16 protein-coding genes, 2 other RNA genes and 1 riboswitch are annotated in these 15,887 nt (G+C 36.9%); of the genes, 5 read left to right on the forward strand and 13 right to left on the reverse strand.

The features are described from left to right. Nucleotides 1–69: 69 nt before the first annotated feature. Nucleotides 70–179, reverse strand: a riboswitch (TPP riboswitch). A gap of 321 nt (nt 180–500) precedes the next feature. Next, nucleotides 501–1,298, forward strand: a complete 798-nt coding sequence (locus QFZ28_RS17075) for an HAD family hydrolase (RefSeq protein ID WP_307195751.1) — start codon at nt 501–503, stop codon at nt 1,296–1,298. Nucleotides 1,299–1,364: 66 nt separating this feature from the next. Here the strand turns inward: QFZ28_RS17075 and QFZ28_RS17080 are convergent, their stop codons facing one another. From QFZ28_RS17080 to QFZ28_RS17120, 9 genes are all read right to left on the reverse strand, one after another. Beyond that, nucleotides 1,365–1,706 (reverse strand): IDEAL domain-containing protein, encoded by a 342-nt coding sequence (locus QFZ28_RS17080; protein WP_307195752.1) that lies wholly within the window; start codon nt 1,704–1,706, stop codon nt 1,365–1,367. 135 nt (nt 1,707–1,841) lie between these two features. Then, nucleotides 1,842–2,255, reverse strand: a complete 414-nt coding sequence (locus QFZ28_RS17085; RefSeq protein ID WP_307195753.1) for an RrF2 family transcriptional regulator — start codon at nt 2,253–2,255, stop codon at nt 1,842–1,844. Nucleotides 2,256–2,383: 128 nt separating this feature from the next. Continuing rightward, on the reverse strand, nt 2,384–2,779 hold the full coding sequence (gene spxA, locus QFZ28_RS17090) for a transcriptional regulator SpxA (protein ID WP_307195754.1): 396 nt from the start codon (nt 2,777–2,779) through the stop codon (nt 2,384–2,386). A gap of 259 nt (nt 2,780–3,038) precedes the next feature. Continuing rightward, complete coding sequence (locus QFZ28_RS17095; RefSeq protein ID WP_307195755.1) at nt 3,039–3,701, reverse strand: HAD family hydrolase; 663 nt, start codon at nt 3,699–3,701, stop codon at nt 3,039–3,041. A gap of 201 nt (nt 3,702–3,902) precedes the next feature. After that, nucleotides 3,903–4,571 carry a hypothetical protein gene (locus QFZ28_RS17100; protein ID WP_307195756.1) on the reverse strand — a complete coding sequence of 223 codons (669 nt, stop codon included), beginning with the start codon at nt 4,569–4,571 and terminating at the stop codon, nt 3,903–3,905. A 266-nt stretch (nt 4,572–4,837) separates the two neighbouring features. Beyond that, nucleotides 4,838–6,331, reverse strand: a complete 1,494-nt coding sequence (locus tag QFZ28_RS17105) for a carboxylesterase/lipase family protein (protein WP_307195757.1) — start codon at nt 6,329–6,331, stop codon at nt 4,838–4,840. Between the two features lie 325 nt (nt 6,332–6,656). Next, nucleotides 6,657–7,193, reverse strand: a complete 537-nt coding sequence (locus QFZ28_RS17110) for a VUT family protein (RefSeq protein WP_307195758.1) — start codon at nt 7,191–7,193, stop codon at nt 6,657–6,659. Between the two features lie 210 nt (nt 7,194–7,403). After that, nucleotides 7,404–8,345: a DMT family transporter gene (locus tag QFZ28_RS17115; protein WP_307195759.1), complete on the reverse strand. Its 942-nt coding sequence runs from the start codon at nt 8,343–8,345 to the stop codon at nt 7,404–7,406. Between the two features lie 246 nt (nt 8,346–8,591). Beyond that, nucleotides 8,592–8,966, reverse strand: coding sequence for a DoxX family protein (locus QFZ28_RS17120; RefSeq protein WP_307195760.1), 375 nt, complete (start codon nt 8,964–8,966; stop codon nt 8,592–8,594). 176 nt (nt 8,967–9,142) lie between these two features. Between QFZ28_RS17120 and QFZ28_RS17125 the strand changes: the two genes are divergently transcribed. Then, nucleotides 9,143–9,289, forward strand: coding sequence for a YjcZ family sporulation protein (locus QFZ28_RS17125; RefSeq protein ID WP_307195761.1), 147 nt, complete (start codon nt 9,143–9,145; stop codon nt 9,287–9,289). Nucleotides 9,290–9,371: 82 nt separating this feature from the next. Here the strand turns inward: QFZ28_RS17125 and QFZ28_RS17130 are convergent, their stop codons facing one another. From QFZ28_RS17130 to QFZ28_RS17140, 3 genes are read right to left on the reverse strand one after another with little or no spacing between them, the layout of a single operon-like run. Beyond that, nucleotides 9,372–10,481 carry a Ger(x)C family spore germination protein gene (locus QFZ28_RS17130; RefSeq protein ID WP_307195762.1) on the reverse strand — a complete coding sequence of 370 codons (1,110 nt, stop codon included), beginning with the start codon at nt 10,479–10,481 and terminating at the stop codon, nt 9,372–9,374. Then, entirely contained in the window at nt 10,478–11,578 is a 1,101-nt protein-coding gene (locus QFZ28_RS17135; protein ID WP_307195763.1) for a GerAB/ArcD/ProY family transporter, read from the reverse strand. Before QFZ28_RS17135 ends, QFZ28_RS17130 begins: the two co-directional genes overlap by 4 nt. Further along, the gene (locus QFZ28_RS17140; RefSeq protein ID WP_307195764.1) at nt 11,559–13,115 is read right to left on the reverse strand and encodes a spore germination protein; all 1,557 of its coding nucleotides are present in this window, start codon (nt 13,113–13,115) and stop codon (nt 11,559–11,561) included. The genes QFZ28_RS17135 and QFZ28_RS17140 overlap by 20 nt, the downstream gene beginning before the upstream one ends. 227 nt (nt 13,116–13,342) lie before the next feature. On the opposite strand from QFZ28_RS17140, the gene rnpB reads away from it, so the two are divergent. Together rnpB and ffs are read left to right on the forward strand one after the other, a co-directional pair. Then, an RNA gene (rnpB, locus tag QFZ28_RS17145) (RNase P RNA component class B) lies at nt 13,343–13,728 on the forward strand. A gap of 64 nt (nt 13,729–13,792) precedes the next feature. Then, nucleotides 13,793–14,058: signal recognition particle sRNA large type (ffs, locus tag QFZ28_RS17150), an RNA gene on the forward strand. Between the two features lie 161 nt (nt 14,059–14,219). On the opposite strand, the gene QFZ28_RS17155 is transcribed toward ffs, so the two are convergent. Continuing rightward, nucleotides 14,220–15,080: a metallophosphoesterase gene (locus tag QFZ28_RS17155; RefSeq protein ID WP_307195765.1), complete on the reverse strand. Its 861-nt coding sequence runs from the start codon at nt 15,078–15,080 to the stop codon at nt 14,220–14,222. Between the two features lie 210 nt (nt 15,081–15,290). Here QFZ28_RS17155 and QFZ28_RS17160 point away from each other — a divergent pair, with 210 nt between their 5' ends. Continuing rightward, nucleotides 15,291–15,869, forward strand: a complete 579-nt coding sequence (locus QFZ28_RS17160; RefSeq protein ID WP_307195766.1) for a class I SAM-dependent methyltransferase — start codon at nt 15,291–15,293, stop codon at nt 15,867–15,869. Nucleotides 15,870–15,887: the final 18 nt, after the last annotated feature.

A 15,887-nucleotide genomic window follows, 5' to 3' on the forward strand; every position in this document is an offset into this window, starting at 1 on the left:
CTCAATAAAAAAACCACTTTCCTAAACAGAAAAGTGGTTTGGTTTGAAATTTGTTCACATGCAAACAAGTACAAACATTCACTACTTTCCTACGCAGGTTCTAACCTGTTCAGGTTTTGAGGGTTTAAAAGTAACTACTTTATTCTCAGCCCTTATCAAGGGATCCCCTAGCAATTGAATTATTCAGTTTATTTGATTATTCAGAGTACAAACGTAATTTTAATACATTAATTAGAATGTTTCAAGTGAATTCCATTCTATTTTAATCCAATTTTAAATAATATTTCCTCAGATTATTGTATATCGTTGATAAATCAACATAGAAAATCCTTATTAAATGCGATTATAGTTAATACAGAAGCTTACTCTCTTGAAATAACCTTACAGAGGAATATCTCCTGATTACCTAATAAACTTCACTTAATCTATACACTGAGTTTACTAAGCTTTAATATTGAAATGATATGATTGGCTTAACAACCAATGAGGGGGCCGTAAAAATGGATGTGCGTGCAATATTTATTGATATGGATGGTACATTACTTAAAGCCTCAAACTGCATTTCCCGCCGAAATATGCAAGCTATTTATGGGCTTATTAATCAGGGCGTCAAGGTATTTCTAGCCACTGGTCGACACTATGAAGTAACAGCTCCCTACCATAAAGAATTAGGATTACGAACTCCGATGATTTGTTTGAATGGTGCTGCCATACACGATGAAAAGACAGGAATAATTACTGAGATGAAAACTGTCCGATTGAACGAGGAACGATTTCACCATCTTACCGCTGAAAGTCCTTATAATGTTATGATCCATACAGCAAATGGGCTTTATTGTAAGGAAACAAATGAAGAAATCGATTATTGGACAAAAGTTGGGCAAATACCGCCGAGATATATTGGAGATTTAAGACAGGCGAATTATCAAGATGTTCTTAAATATAGTGTTCGAACTGGTGAACCTAGTCCCGAATTGTCCGCTTTATTTAAAAAGGAAGCTGAAGTGGTCGATTGGAATGACGGTTTTGAGTTACTTGCACCTAACGTTTCCAAATGGTCTGCTATTAAAAGCTTACTTACCGAATATCGAATTCGTCCCGATGAAGTCGCAGCCATTGGAGACGGACCCAATGATATAGAGATGCTTCGACATGTAGGTACAGGTGTGGCAATGGGCAACGCTAGCGAAAAAGTAAAAACTGCAGCTGATTTTGTTACAGGACACCATGAAAATGATGGATTAGCGGAGTTTATAGAACAATATCTTCTGCAGCCATATAAATCAAATGCGATTTAGATGGTTGTACTGAAAACGGATAGGTGTGATTCACACCTGTCCATTTTTCCTCAAAGGATGTTCTTCTTAGGCATTAACTTCCTTAACAAGCTGAGTCATTGAATTCAATTTGGCTGATAGCTCATTAAACCATTCTTCATCTCCGGTTGATAACGCCAAGTCAATTAGGAAAAGGATTTGTTCCTTATTGGATACATTTGCAGCAGGCAGACGTTTAAGCTGATTTGTTAATAGCGCTATTGTTTTGCCATTAATGTCTTTGTTATCACTAGTTACAATCGTGACCTTAGCCACTCCTTCTACATTGCTCAGTGATTCTACATAACCTATAATTAATTCCCCACTCAGCAAATTTCCCTTAACCCAATCACCTGTTTCTAACATTGGAAAATTATTAATACTAAACATAATATTTCACCTGCTTTGAAAAGTATAGTACTACTTTAAACATGCTTTATTTCAGTAAAATCCCCCTAAACTGTAATAGGTTTTATTACAGTTTAAATAGGAAGAGGCCTATTGCAAAAGCCCAACCAATTCTTCTTATTGTTTTTGATCGATAAGATCAACAATTTCTCTAATGGTGTAGTTCTTTAAATATTCACCCAGGTGGTCTTCAGCACCTAAGAAAATGGTAAACAAGACACTTTGCATATTTGCCCCAACAATGCACTGTTCATTTGATTCAGGACATTTAGGCTGAAGTGCACCATCAGAAGTTATCTTATAAATGTCCCAGAGATTAACCTCACTAAGATCCAAAGCAAAAATAAATCCGCCGCCCGTTCCTTCTTTTGATTTAATAAAACCATGTTTTTTTAATAAACTTAATACTTTTCGTATACGAACTGGGTGGACACCGGCACTTTCTGCTATATATTCACTTGTTGACATCCGGTCTGGCTGTAATGCAAGTAGAGTTAAACTGTGAATGGCAAGTGTAAAATCACTGTTCATAACCTGCCTCCTATACATTCATCATTTTTCTATTACAGATATTGCTACTTTTAACTATTATATCATTTACATACTGTAATGATAAACGATACAGATTGGATGCAACGTAACTTCAATTTATCTCCCTATTAATTAGCCGCTTCTTGAGATTCGATGTTTACAAATGTACGCAGCCTGCGTGGTAAAAACCTACTTATTTCGTCCTCGTTATATCCAACTTGTAATCTTTTTTCATCTATGATGATTGGCCGTCGCAACATTTTAGGGTTGTTGATGATTAATTTATATAATGCATTAAGTGGCAGGGATTCAATATCGACATTTAATTCCTGAAAAACTTTTGAGTTCGTTGAAATAATTTCGTCGGTCCCTTCCTCTGTCAGACGAAGAATCGATTTAATCTCATCGATCGTAAGCGGATTAGCTATTATGTTTCTTTCAATATAATCAATCTGATGTTCATCAAACCACGCCTTTGCTTTTCTACAAGAACCACAGCTTGGTGTTGTAAATACAGTTACCATACCTTTACACACTCCCTTTTATCATCCAACCATTGCTTAATACACTAAATGTAACAAAAAACATTACAGTTAAGAAGCAATAACACATGTTATTTACAAAGTAATTTAGTAAGCTAAATTCAATGACTATACTGTAATATTAATTTTTACAGTTGAATAAGTCAAATGTAATTTTATGGGTAAATGAATTAATTTTTTCATTAAATAAAATTTACGGGTCTAGCCATATTTCTTTCTGTTAGGCTAGACCGCTTTTCCATTATTTTATTATTTCCCATTTCTTATCATTGGCTAATTCTAAAAGACGGGGTTCCGGGTTAACAGCAACTGGATTTCCTACTAATTCGAGAACATTTAAATCCGTGTAACTGTCCCCATATGCAAAGCTGTTTTTCCAATCAACCTTCATGTTTGATAAATGGTTATTAATAAATTCGGTTTTTCGTTCACCGTATATATAATTTATTGAAGCATTCTTCCTCAGTTTTTCATTCTCATAAGGTATACTGCTTCCAATGATACAATCAAAGGTAACATCCTCCGTGACTGAATTCAGGAGCGGCTCATATGCACCTGAGACAAGCATGGTATAGTATCCATCTTTTTTATGTTGTTCCAGTCTATGTAACATCTGATTACTCAGGTTTTGACTCATCATCCCGCCAATTTGAGAAAAAAACTCATCAATCTCTGCTTTTGAAGAAGAACCGAAAGCAGAAATATATGACCACATAGAATACTCTTTCATTTTTTGTTCAGGGTAAAGTTTACATTTGTATGCTAAGTAGACCGGTAGAATTCTAAGGAAGAATTTCCGGTACTTTTGAAAATGGATAGGATGTTTCTTTAAATGACTCATCAAAAGCGGGAAAGTCTCCTCAGGAAATAGCGTTCCATCAAAATCAAAAATTGCAACCTTCATATCATCAGCCTTTCATTATATACGTTCTGCGTTTTTATCTTCTCCTCTACTATACATGAAAATGCTGGATAGACCACACAAATACAAAATTTGCTGCTTTTTACTCATTTTCATCATTTAGTATCCGTAAGAAAACTCCCTTTCACTTTAGGGAGTTTTCTGTATTGATCCCTTATAATGAATTAGAAATGGGTAACTCCTTTACTTTAGTTCAGATCCAACGTTAACCTCTTTTTGATTAGAATACGATTCGTCAAGTAGATTTTTCCACTGTTCATACAAGGTATTAGCTGTTTCATAGTCTTCGTATTCCAATGGCAGTTCTTCTTGTAATCTCTCTTTTAATTCGGAATACATTCCTTCCCAAATCTCTAAGGTTTCAGTATCAACAAGGTTTGAAAACCTGTGTTTACTTTTATTCCAATTTGTATATAGGTTATTACACCATTCTAACAAATTTTCTCGGTATTGGTTTAGTTCCTCCAAATCAATAGATTGTTCAGATTTAATCCCGATCTCCTCACGATGAGCGTTCGGTTGTAAATATTCTTCATCGTTTTGGATTCGTCCATCCTTTTCCACATGATTGTCAGAAACAACTTCAAACTCTTCTGGATAAGCAATTGATTCTCCGTATAGAAGTTCCCATTGTTCATATAAATTTTTTGCACTTTCATAGTCCTCGATGTTTGCATTTATTTCTTCCGATAACTTCGCTTTTAATTGGCGGCAAGATTCTTCCCATTCCGTTATAATTTTGTTGTCATAGAGTTTTGAAAACCTCGGTTTTAAACTATTCCAATTTTCCTCCACAGCATAACACCATTCCAACAAATCATCTCGGTAATGTTTTTGTTTATTCATTTTCATTCATTCCCCCACCTAATTTGTTTATTTCAATATTTTCATTCACGAATGAATTGGTTATTTGTCACTACTAAATAACTCACAATCTCATACTATGTACCTTGATTGTCCTAGGAATAGACAAATACCCATAGGATATATATGACTTCATTTAAAGGAAAAATAAGAAAACTCCCTTGATGAAGGGAGCTATGGCAACGACAATCTTTTTAAATTATTTTCGAAAGTGAAAGGCACTGGAAGATGCCTGGAACTTTTTTATTGGACTATTAGGACTTCATCATCATTGTCGCCTGTTCCCAAGTAATCCGTTCCTGACGGTTCGGATCATTTTCTACTGTACTTTCTAAATTAAAAATCATGGTTGATCGTTCATTAAGGTTATACATTGGCCATTCAGGAAGGTTTTCGGTGTTTGGATTACTCCTACGCGCAAAGTTTATCCAAGCTTGGTGCATTTGGTTGGCTAGCAATTGACGTTCTGGAGAAGATCCAGTGAAGTTTTCCGTATTTGGCGTATTTAGTGTATTGAAAACAAATGGAATCTCTAGAGCATGAGTGGATTTTAGTGCACCTCCAAACACCGGTGTTTCCCAATCAAAGCGATACATCCAAACAGGAGCACCTTGTTTTACCTGCAGTTCGGTTAATTTTTGTGCAGGATATGTAAAGATACTCATGGTTAGAAGTTTGTTATAAAGTTCTAGTGATAGTGGCTTGTTTCCTCCGAGGTAACTTGAAATAAGCGGCACCAGCGGGCCAAAAGTTTTTTCAAAAAGCTTCGTAACCCTAATCTCATCTGCGTTTTTCCATTCAGGGTCAAATGCACTAAAAATGTTGTATTCATCTTTATTTGTCCCAATTAGTATGGAGACATTTTTGGCGGAACCATCTGCTATTGCCTCTTCCGGGTGTCTTGGCAGTAAAATACCGTCAATCACTGGCCCTAAGCTCATTGAAGGAACGAGGTCTGATGCTTTAATTAGCTGTTCCACTGGCAATTCCTCTAATTTTGATAGATTCGCAGGCTCTACTTGTAAAGCAGCTAAAAGATGTCCCGCAATTTTTGTTGCTTTTGCCGAAGAGTGTACATTTGCTGCTGCACCACTTTGGAGGATTGCTTTATGGAAAAGACCTTGTGCTAAAGGGAATCCTAACAACACTCCAATGCTCATTGCCCCCGCTGATTCTCCAAATATTGTTACATTATTCGGATCCCCGCCAAACGCTGCGATGTTCTCCTGTACCCAGTGCAATGCCGCGACCTGATCCTGAATGCCGCAATTTCCTGAAGTCGCGTATTCCTCACCACCAATTTCCCCGAGATGAAGGAAACCCAAAATTCCTAATCGGTAATTAATCGTAACAACGACGACATCACCTTGCGCAGCAAACGAAGCACCGTCATACCAACTGCTAGATCCTGAACCAGAGACAAAAGCACCGCCGTGAATCCAAACCATTACTGGGCGCTTTTTATTATCTGCGCCTTTGGACCATACATTTAGGTACAAACAATCCTCGCTCATATTCGAAATGTCATTTCCGAAAAACTCCATTATTTCTCGTTGTGGTTGCGGGGCAACAGGTGAGAATAAGGTCGCATCCCGAATACCTTCCCAAGAATCTGGCCGCTCTGGAGCACGAAACCTACGTGATCCAATTGGAGGCTTCGCATAAGGAATCCCCTTCCATGCAAATACACCATCGATTTTCTCTCCTTGCAATTTACCATAAGTGCTTTCTACAATTGTGTTAGACATTACCCTTCTCCTTCCAAATTTAGAAGTTTCCGTACTAACTATGGTGTGCTAACTAAAAGTATTCGAGCAGGAGTAGGTATTTTCCTGTTATTTACAAAGAAGTATTTAATTAAACACTTTTCAGTTGTGCTTTATTTTAACTGTATAGTTAATTGTAGAACCTGTACGCTTTTTTGTATAAACTGTATGGTTTTTTGTAAAAGCTGTACACTTTTTTGTAAAAGCTGTTCTGTTTTTTCGTAGAAATGGTACATTTTTTTGTAAAAACTGTATTTAAAATAAATTAAAAGCCCCAAACTCGAATAAATGAGTTTGGGGCTTTAACTTAGTTTGCAACTGTATTTTTGCTCATGTTATTGGTTTGATGAATGATTAACGCTGCTATTCCTTGAATGATGGTTTTCACAATGACTTGACCTAGGATTGCTGCTGGAACAGCTTCCCATGGAAGAAAGTTTGCGCCTAATGGGCTCAGACCGAGAACCACGAAAATCGCTGAATCCAAAATTCCTCCGACTATTCCACTATAAAGAACACGTAAGCTCATTGGCAATTTTAGTCTTGAATAAATTTCTGTATCGGTTGTTTCTGCTATCGCGAAAGTAACGGCAGACGCCAAAACGATGATTAAAGTATCACCTAGGATAGATGAAACTACTGCCGATAATAGTAGTGCTATTCCAATAAACAAGTACGTCTTCTTTCTGCCGTACTTGTTTTGTACCAGGTCACGGAAGATAAATGTTGCCCCGATTAAAAATGTTCCCATTGGAACAATGAATATCCCCATAACTAATGGCGCGAATGCTGCAGTAACGACGTTGGCAGCAATAATTGAAACTAAATACAACAGTATCCTCACAAAAAACACTCTCCCTTTATACTCTAAGATGAACAACAAAAAAACAGCACCTCTAAGAGAAATGCTGCTTCATCTTAGTTTTTTTAACGAGGGGTGCTACAACCTCGACCACAGCACGTGGATTTTTATTTAGGATTCACTTATTTTACACTTTTCCAATCAATCTGTCGATAACTTTGTAGATATTAATTTAGTTGGAGTTAGAGATGTTTATATGGGTGAAATTTGCTGTTTTCTCTCCGTTCCAATCCAAACTAATCCAAGAACAATGACTAAACCACCAATGATTTGTGTAATCCAAATGGATTCATTAAAGAATAACGCACCTGCCACAGCCGCCGCAGCTGGAACGAAATAACGGAAGAAATTTGCTTTGGCTGCGCCTACCTGTTTCATACATATATTCCAAACAACAAAGGCAGCCACTGTGCATAGGAACACATTGTACGCAACAGCTCCCCATGTGACGATAGAAAGATTACCCCATTGGATACTACTCCATTTATCAACGGTAAACGGAAATAAAAATAGTGAACCAAATAAAACATACCAAGTGGTTACACGCAGAGGTGAGTACTTCTTCATCAGCGGCATGCAAGCTAAATTAAATAGTGCACCAATTAAGCTGATCGCTAAAGCAATGTAGTTTCCTATCATATACTTTGAACTAAGATCGAAGCCATCTTTTCCCCCAAGGATAATTAGGGTTACTCCCACTAAAGCAATAAAACCGCCAACTGCCACTCTGAAGCTTATTTTTTCTCGAGTGAATAAAGGTGCAAAAAGAGCAGCAAAAATTGGCCATGGGGCAACATTTAATAAAGATGCATTCGCAAGGGTTGTATATTTAATAGAGTACATAACCATGATTTCTAGTGCCGTCACACCAATCAAACCAATAACCGCTAATTTTACCAAATCACGTTTTTCCACGCGTACACTGCCTTCTGTCCATTTTAAAAAAAGAAATAAGACTGGCAACGCTAGTCCAAATCGAAGAAATACAAAAACCTCAGCAGGAAACACGTCCATTGCCCACCGTGAAACCCCAAAATTGATTCCCCAAATAATTGAAACCAATATTAATCCTAAATAATAAAACATATTTGATGTCATGTTTTCGCCATCCATTCGTTCTAATAATGAACACATGCAAATATTATCTCAAAACCCTCTGCCATGCACTAGTAAAATTTTTGATAACAGCAAAAAACATATAAGAATACATTTATTAGTTCCAAGTCAATCAGATTTTCCCTATTTCTAATATAAAATGACTTAATAATATGTAAAGTATGTACAACATGAAATCGCACAATTATTTTTTTCATTAAAAAAGTGCCAAACACTAAGTGATTGGCACTTACAATTCATAAATTTATGTGATAATCGCGGAAGTTACCAAGTCCAATTTGTAATGGATAGTAACATTAAAGCAGCTGCGGCTAATGCAATATTCTTTAGGAATTGATTCATTTCGCCTACTTTTGCATTCTGATCGTTTTCCTTCCAAAAATTATGCATCATAAAAGCGGAAACCACTAGGAATAATACCAATAAATAAAGTCCCCATTCAATCCAGTATGCCGTAAGGACGCTTAATCCTCCTGCTAGGAGTATTAATCCGGTTACCACTACCGATAATCCAGGTGCTGGAACCTTCTTATAGGCTGCATACTGCTTTAAACCTTGAAATTGGATGAAATGATTTAGACCAGAATAAGCAAAATAAAGACCAAATACCGCCCGACCAACCAGCCATAGCCAATCCATTCAGACATCATCCTTTCATTAGGTTAATAACTTTCTCTATACATATATACTTTTAATTCAAGAATATTCCACCTTTTTTAAAATCTTTATGGTTGTTCGGAGAACTAAGTTTTTTTGTATCAATACTTAGGCGAATGTCATAGGATGTATTCTTCCCAGAAAAAGGAGGTATTCAAATGAGTGAAGGATTCGAACTAAGTTTTCCGTTAATAGTCGTACTGTTCATCCTATTAATTATTATTTGTGCAGCTTGTTGTGATTTCGGTTACGGCGTTTATTATGGCGGCAGCGGTTATGGTGGTGGCAGCCCTTGGGGTGGCTGATTAAAGAAACAACTCCGGAAAGTAACCAGACAGTAAAAAAACCACGAAGCTACTTGGAGCTCGTGGTTTCTAATTTTAATCGTTACCTGACAATTCCGTGTTTGATTATTTCAGCTTCGACAATGGTATTAAATTTTATATTCTTAAAATATTCCTTTTTATCTTGAACTTCCCAGGTTTTGGGGTGAAACGCGATCAGTCTCCTTCCAATTCCAAATGCGTCACAATTCGCCTGCTGCATTTTTGCTATAACCTGTTTCGCGTCTTCAGTAAGCTCTTTTGATAATAACTTATTTAGACGTTCTATATCCTTTGGAACATCCCCCTTTGGGTACTCTTCAACGCTTATCTTTAAATCTAACTTTAACGAAACAAATACCTCTCTATCTTTAACTTGAACCTTTAATTTTCTTTTCATATCTTGGACATTAAAGGACATATAATCATTTACTACGTGCTGCTTATCATTATTTACTTGTTTTGTAAATCGTGCGTTTTTTCCTTTTTTGTTATTCAATAAAAGCAGGAGGGTTGATTCTTGTGGTGGTATATTTGCTTTATATTTTTTATCATCCATTAGGGCTAATCCTACAACCACTGCGCTTTTCTTTTTATTCATTTTAAGGAAAGGCAGGACGGTATCTTCTCCCGGATCAATCAATTCTGAAGCCAGGGTCTGGATCGTTTGATTTGGAATGACCGAGTTTTCTTCTGCGCTGGTGAGAGCGTCTTGTATATATTCGCTTACGTTTGTCTCATGTTTTGGTTTAATACCAAGTAGATCAACTGCCTCCCCTTCCACAACCCCTAGTGTAGCACCCAGTGAATTTCGTGGATCTCTCCAAATGACATCCAACGAGGAATAAATACCGGTACCAGCCATTCGTTCGCCGAACAGGATCAATTTATTTTTAGACGTATCTAATATTCCAGCAATTTCACGGTCGATTTTTAGACGGCTGTCCCTTGGTGTATGACCGCTAGCAGAAAATGTTTCACTTTTCACCATGGCTTGCGGACCCCCGGAGGACTCCTCAATGACAGGAATGGAGACCCCTAATAAAAGTTCTTCTTTCGGAGTTAAATCAAAACTTAAAATCTGAACCAATACCGCATTTTTCATCAGGTGCTGGTCCCAGCAGCCAGTAAGTAATAAACATATAACTACCAAGATAGGCTTTTTGCCTTTCATGTCTTATTCACCACTTCTTTTTTTGTCAAAATAAATGAAAGAATGAATAGAAGTACAGGTATAATGACAATAAAAATATAGTGCGAAGGCCCAAGTACCTGATTAAAACGTTCAAAGTCCTTTCCTTGATCGGGGATAAGGGCCAACACTAAATAGATCCCACCAACAATCGGGAGAAAACGAGTATAGTGTTTTTTTCGAACAAGGCTGGCCAGCCCCATTGAGGATAATAATAGCCAGTTTGCAATGGAAGTAGCAACGATGACAAGCCAGAGTGATAAGAAAAATAAATCTGTCCTTTCGAGAACCTGAAACGAATAAGCTTTAATCATATACAATAATGGCTCAGGAGTCAGTGCAATATCCACATTGGGTTCGAAATAGATAATACTTGCTATCACCATAAAGGTATAAAAGATTGTGACAAAGATATTTGCTGTCGTGATGGCGATTAGCTTCTCTTTTCCGGAAGAATGAACATAGGGATGGATAAAGAGAAAAAGTTCAAAGCCCAACATTGAAAAAGCCGCTTCTTTTGAACCTCTCAATATTGTTGGTATGCTATGTCCCCCTATTGGAAAGAGATACAGTAAGTTCGCATCTTTCATCGCATACGAAATCAACGCTACTAATACAATCAAAATTGGCGATACCAGTACGTAGAATCTTGCAATACTGGTTAAACCTGCACTGACGATGTAAATGCAGGTTAAGAGCATTAAAAGCATAGTGATCCAATTAGGGGTAAGCGGCAAAATCCATTTATCAATAATGTCACTATATCTCGCTAGAACTAAGCTCCCTGTTACCATAAAGTACAAGGAATAACTGAAAATCAGTATTTTCCCGAAAACTCTCCCTAGTAATTTCGGAAATATTTGATACAGTGAAAGATCAGGAAATTTCCTGCAAAGTCCCCAAAGGACAACAATAATCGCCTGGGACAAGACTCCTGCTATTATAGTTGAAATCCAGGCATCCTGTTTAGCTATTAATGCTACATCATGTGGCAATGATAATATTCCTACACCAATTTGCGCCTGAATAATCATAAATACTAGCTGTTTATTTGTGATTTTATTCGCGGTTCGTATCATTAGTCTTCCACCCTCTTGACAAGGATTGCTGTCTCAACATTTTCGGATTTGAATCGAGCGGACGCGTATTAAATTTCCACAGTGGTAAACGAATAAAAGTATCTTTTATATCTTTTAATCGAAATGGTGCCCAAGGTGCAAAATAAGGTGCACCAAATGACTCTAACCGGCATAAATGAGCTAGAGTAAACATAAATCCAAAAACAATCCCTACAAATCCAAAGGTTGAAGCAAGAACCATAAGGGGAAAACGCAAAAATCGAACAGCATCGCTCATTTCTGTTGAAGGGATGCTGTAGGCTGCAACCGCCGTAATCGCTACAACTACAATCATGGTATTCGAAACCAGTCCAGCACGGACAACCGCATCACCAATAACAAGCCCCCCTACAATACCAATTGTTTGGCCAATTCTAGCTGGCAGCCGTACCCCGGCTTCACGAATCAGCTCAATGGTCAACTCCATGACTAGTGCTTCAATTAATGGAGGAAATGGAATATTTCGAATAGAACTTACAACCGGGAGAACTAAATCATCCGGCAGTACTTCGAAATGAAAACCAATGACGGCAATGTAAATAGCAGGTAAATTAACAGCAATCGCAATACTCATAAGTCTCATGGAACGGATAAACGTTCCAATCATCCAACGTGAATTATAATCATCAGGTGAGTGAAAAAAGGCAAAAAATGTGACGGGTATTAGTAAACTAGAAGGACTTCCTTCCATAAATATCGCAACTCTTCCTTCATTCAAATGACCTATTACACGATCTACTCTCTCTGTACTTAAAATCTGTGGAAAAGGTGACCAGGTAGAATCTTCTATTAATTCCTGAAGAGATCCAATACTGGGTATATGATCCATAGAAATATAATTGATCCTGCGTTTAAATTCTTTAATTATTTCTTTATTTGCAAGGTTTTTCATATAAACCATGGTTAGTTTGGATTGAATATGCTCACCCACTGATAAATTTTCCATCACTAAGTCTGAAGTTCTTATCGATTTTCGAATTAAATGGAGATTGATCAATAGATTTTCGATAAAACCTTCATGAGATCCTTGTATCACTTGTTCATTATTAGGTTCTATGACTGCCCGATCTTTGGAAATAGCCACGTCCAACCTGTAAAATTCTTGGTCTTTATCAAAGAGGATGATACAGGATCCATTTAAAAGTTCTTCTTTCGCTTTGATTAAGTTATTTGATTTTAGAAATTTAGTTTTAAGTACACTTTCGAGCTTGTCAACATTCACTTCCAGAACAGGGCTTAAAATATTATTTTGAATCTTATCCGAATCTGTCATCGTATTTAAAAAGACAAGAATTCCCCGTTTATTTCTTACAATGAATTCCTTGATTATTAAATCATCTGAACAAGAAAATGTATTTTTAATAAATGAAATGTTTTCATCTATTGAAGCAAATACCCCTACAAAGGGTTTGGGCTTCTGATCAGAAGGAACCTGTTTCAAGTCTTTTTTTATGTGTCTCTTTATACCACGAAAAATAGATTTCATTTTTTTCTCCATTTGACCTTTTTTCCAATACTTTCTCCCAAATATGGTAAATCTATGTCAATCTCCTTTTTCTTTATGACTGCGTACCCTAATGGCAATAATATGGCATATTGATTACTAAGAAAGTTTTTGTCATTTAAACAACCCTTTATATTCCATCTCTGGAGCAGTTCTCCTAATGACCACTTTATCTTTCTTATGGTATATTGATTAACGTAGTCGATAACAAAAAAACATGAAATGGTGAGTAATCGCGGCTCATGTTTACATGAGTTGAGGAAAGTCCAGGCTCGCCCGGTGCTGAGATGCCCGGAGTGTTCGTGCCATCTGCAAAGGTGGGCAGCAGTCTTTATACTGCTGACGGCGGGGAAATTATGCTAAGTCCTTGATGGATATGCTGAGAGTACCCTGAAAGTGCCACAGTGACGAATTCTTCTGGAAACAGAAGAAATGGAACGGGTAAACCCCACGAGCGAGCAACCCAAACTTTGGTAGGGGCACCATCCTGAGGGAATTATGAACCAAACGGATGGATCAGTCTTCGTGACTGATAGTCATATGATTACACCTGATGTGCGAGATTGGCATCGTTTGAGCACGCAGGAACAGAACCTGGCTTACAGCCATTTCATGCGCCGGCACTACACAAACAAACATCCAAACATAAGCAATAGTCTAGCCGATACATACCGTGCTAGACGGGGAGTTGGCGGTGCCCTGTAACCCGCAATCCGCCATAGCGGGGTTGAACTCCTGCCCGAGGTTTGATTTGGTAAGGTCTGCCTTGTAAAAATAGTGTTGAAAAACTTGGTCCTGCGCAATGGTACCTATGAATCTGGTCAGGTCCGGAAGGAAGCAGCCATAAGTAGTCACTACTATGTGCCGCGGGGGAGCCTAGTTTGAGCTAACTTTTACAAGTAACGCTTGGTTGTTCGAATCAAAGGCAGGTGCACGGTGTTAACTTAATTAAAAATTTACTAATTAAAAAATAAAAAACAGTGCCAGGCACCATTCGTATTGAATGGTGCCTGGCACTGTTTTTATAGTTTTCGTACTTACATAAAAAAGACCTGTTTCTATAATGAATCAGGTCTTTTTATCTTGAAACAACTTTAATTAAACCGCCTTTTGATCTTCTACTTGTTTCATTGTATTTATAGATAGTTGGTGAAGTGTTATCTCAGGACGACTGCCAACTCTAATATTAACGGATGTTTGTCCTAATCCTTCACTAATATAAAAAGGTTTATCCTCATAATAATGCAGTCCTTTAATCATATCCATTTTCATCATCGATCTTCCTAGTTTCGCTAAATGATATGGCTTTGGCCAGTAGATTTGGCCACCATGGAAGTGTCCTGATAGAAGATAATCAAATGACCAATCTTTCATCTTGAGAACGATGTTAGGATCATGAGTTAAAACTAAATGATATCCCTCATTTAGCCCAGCGTATGATGATGACAGGTCGCTTCTTTTTGTGTGTAAGTCGTCAATTCCAATTATATGAAGGGGTTTTCCTTCTACAAAAATGGTCTTATTCTCATTTTGAAGCGTAATACAGCCATGCTCTTCCATTAAGCTCCTCAATGATATAAAGTCCGTTTGTTTTAATTTGTAATCATGATTTCCAAACACAGCATAAATACCATAACGTGGGTTCAAATCGTTAAATACCTTCAAGTATGGAATTAGTCTTGGAATACTGCGTCTTTTATCGAGATAGTCCCCAGTTAGAGCAATTAAATCTATCTTCTCTCCCGCGAGCTTTTTGTAAAGTTGTTCTGGTGAAATAGAAATTTTCTCCAAATGCATATCTGAGATTTGTAAGATATTTAATTTTGGTCCCTGTAAATGATTAAGATGAATAGTAGGTAAATTAACTTTATTTAAAGCGACTTTATGAGTATTTTTATAAGCTCGATTGAAAAGGAGCAAAGTACCTAAAAAAACTAGAATTAAAAAGAATAATAACAATAGTATCTCCTCCTCCGTTTCTATTATAAAGGAATAGAGAAGGAAATATTACCGGGAATTAATGGAGTTCTTGTTGGATGTAAATGGCAGACATAAAAAATCGTTATCCAACTTAACCTAAAATTGTTCTTTCAAAAAAGGAAGGATTAAAAGTAAAACTATAAAACAGACCGATAAACCTATCGAAAATAAAAGTGCAGGTGTAGCCGATTGCAATTATCACCAAGAATTTATCACTCATTGATTCGGCCTAAATGGCTGACAAAAATCTATATTCAAAATAACATTGAGCAGCATTTTAATTTTACAGATAAAAAAGTGCTGGATTTTGGTGCAGGAACCGGGGCAAATTGCACCCTATGTTCTCCTGATTATTACTTTGGGATCGACCCAGATTCGTATCGTATCGAATATGCTAAACGTTTGTACAATCAGTACCGCTTTGAAGCATTTAAAGGGAATGAACTTCCTGCAGAAAACAATAGCTTTGATTATATTTTAATTATTGCCGTACTTCACCATATACCTCCAGAAATGATCAAAGGCTATGTAAAAGAATTCAAACGTGTCTTAAAACCCGATGGCAGAATTGTAGTATTAGAACCTTGCTTTTTTGAAAAATCACCGGTCAGCAATTGGTTCATGAAATCAAATGATAAAGGTGAGTACATTCAATGTGAAAAGGAGTATCTTAATTACTTCACAAAGGAAAATTTTCGGTGCCAAATTCTAAAAAGATTTAAAAAATGTTTTTTTTACAACGAACTGTATTTTACGGCGACCCTTTAAATTTATTTATACATAAAA

The sequence above is a fragment of the Neobacillus niacini genome (genome assembly GCF_030817695.1).
GTDB classification, from domain to species: domain Bacteria; phylum Bacillota; class Bacilli; order Bacillales; family Cytobacillaceae; genus Neobacillus; species Neobacillus niacini_F.

Coding starts and splice junctions, on each gene's coding strand:
- QFZ28_RS17075 (WP_307195751.1), top strand. CDS start 501: ATGGATGTGCGTGCAATATTTATTGATATGGATGGTACATTACTTAAA.
- QFZ28_RS17080 (WP_307195752.1), bottom strand. CDS start 1,706: ATGTTTAGTATTAATAATTTTCCAATGTTAGAAACAGGTGATTGGGTT.
- QFZ28_RS17085 (WP_307195753.1), bottom strand. CDS start 2,255: ATGAACAGTGATTTTACACTTGCCATTCACAGTTTAACTCTACTTGCA.
- spxA (WP_307195754.1), bottom strand. CDS start 2,779: ATGGTAACTGTATTTACAACACCAAGCTGTGGTTCTTGTAGAAAAGCA.
- QFZ28_RS17095 (WP_307195755.1), bottom strand. CDS start 3,701: ATGAAGGTTGCAATTTTTGATTTTGATGGAACGCTATTTCCTGAGGAG.
- QFZ28_RS17100 (WP_307195756.1), bottom strand. CDS start 4,571: ATGAAAATGAATAAACAAAAACATTACCGAGATGATTTGTTGGAATGG.
- QFZ28_RS17105 (WP_307195757.1), bottom strand. CDS start 6,331: ATGTCTAACACAATTGTAGAAAGCACTTATGGTAAATTGCAAGGAGAG.
- QFZ28_RS17115 (WP_307195759.1), bottom strand. CDS start 8,345: ATGTGTTCATTATTAGAACGAATGGATGGCGAAAACATGACATCAAAT.
- QFZ28_RS17120 (WP_307195760.1), bottom strand. CDS start 8,966: ATGGATTGGCTATGGCTGGTTGGTCGGGCGGTATTTGGTCTTTATTTT.
- QFZ28_RS17125 (WP_307195761.1), top strand. CDS start 9,143: ATGAGTGAAGGATTCGAACTAAGTTTTCCGTTAATAGTCGTACTGTTC.
- QFZ28_RS17130 (WP_307195762.1), bottom strand. CDS start 10,481: ATGAAAGGCAAAAAGCCTATCTTGGTAGTTATATGTTTATTACTTACT.
- QFZ28_RS17135 (WP_307195763.1), bottom strand. CDS start 11,578: ATGATACGAACCGCGAATAAAATCACAAATAAACAGCTAGTATTTATG.
- QFZ28_RS17140 (WP_307195764.1), bottom strand. CDS start 13,115: ATGGAGAAAAAAATGAAATCTATTTTTCGTGGTATAAAGAGACACATA.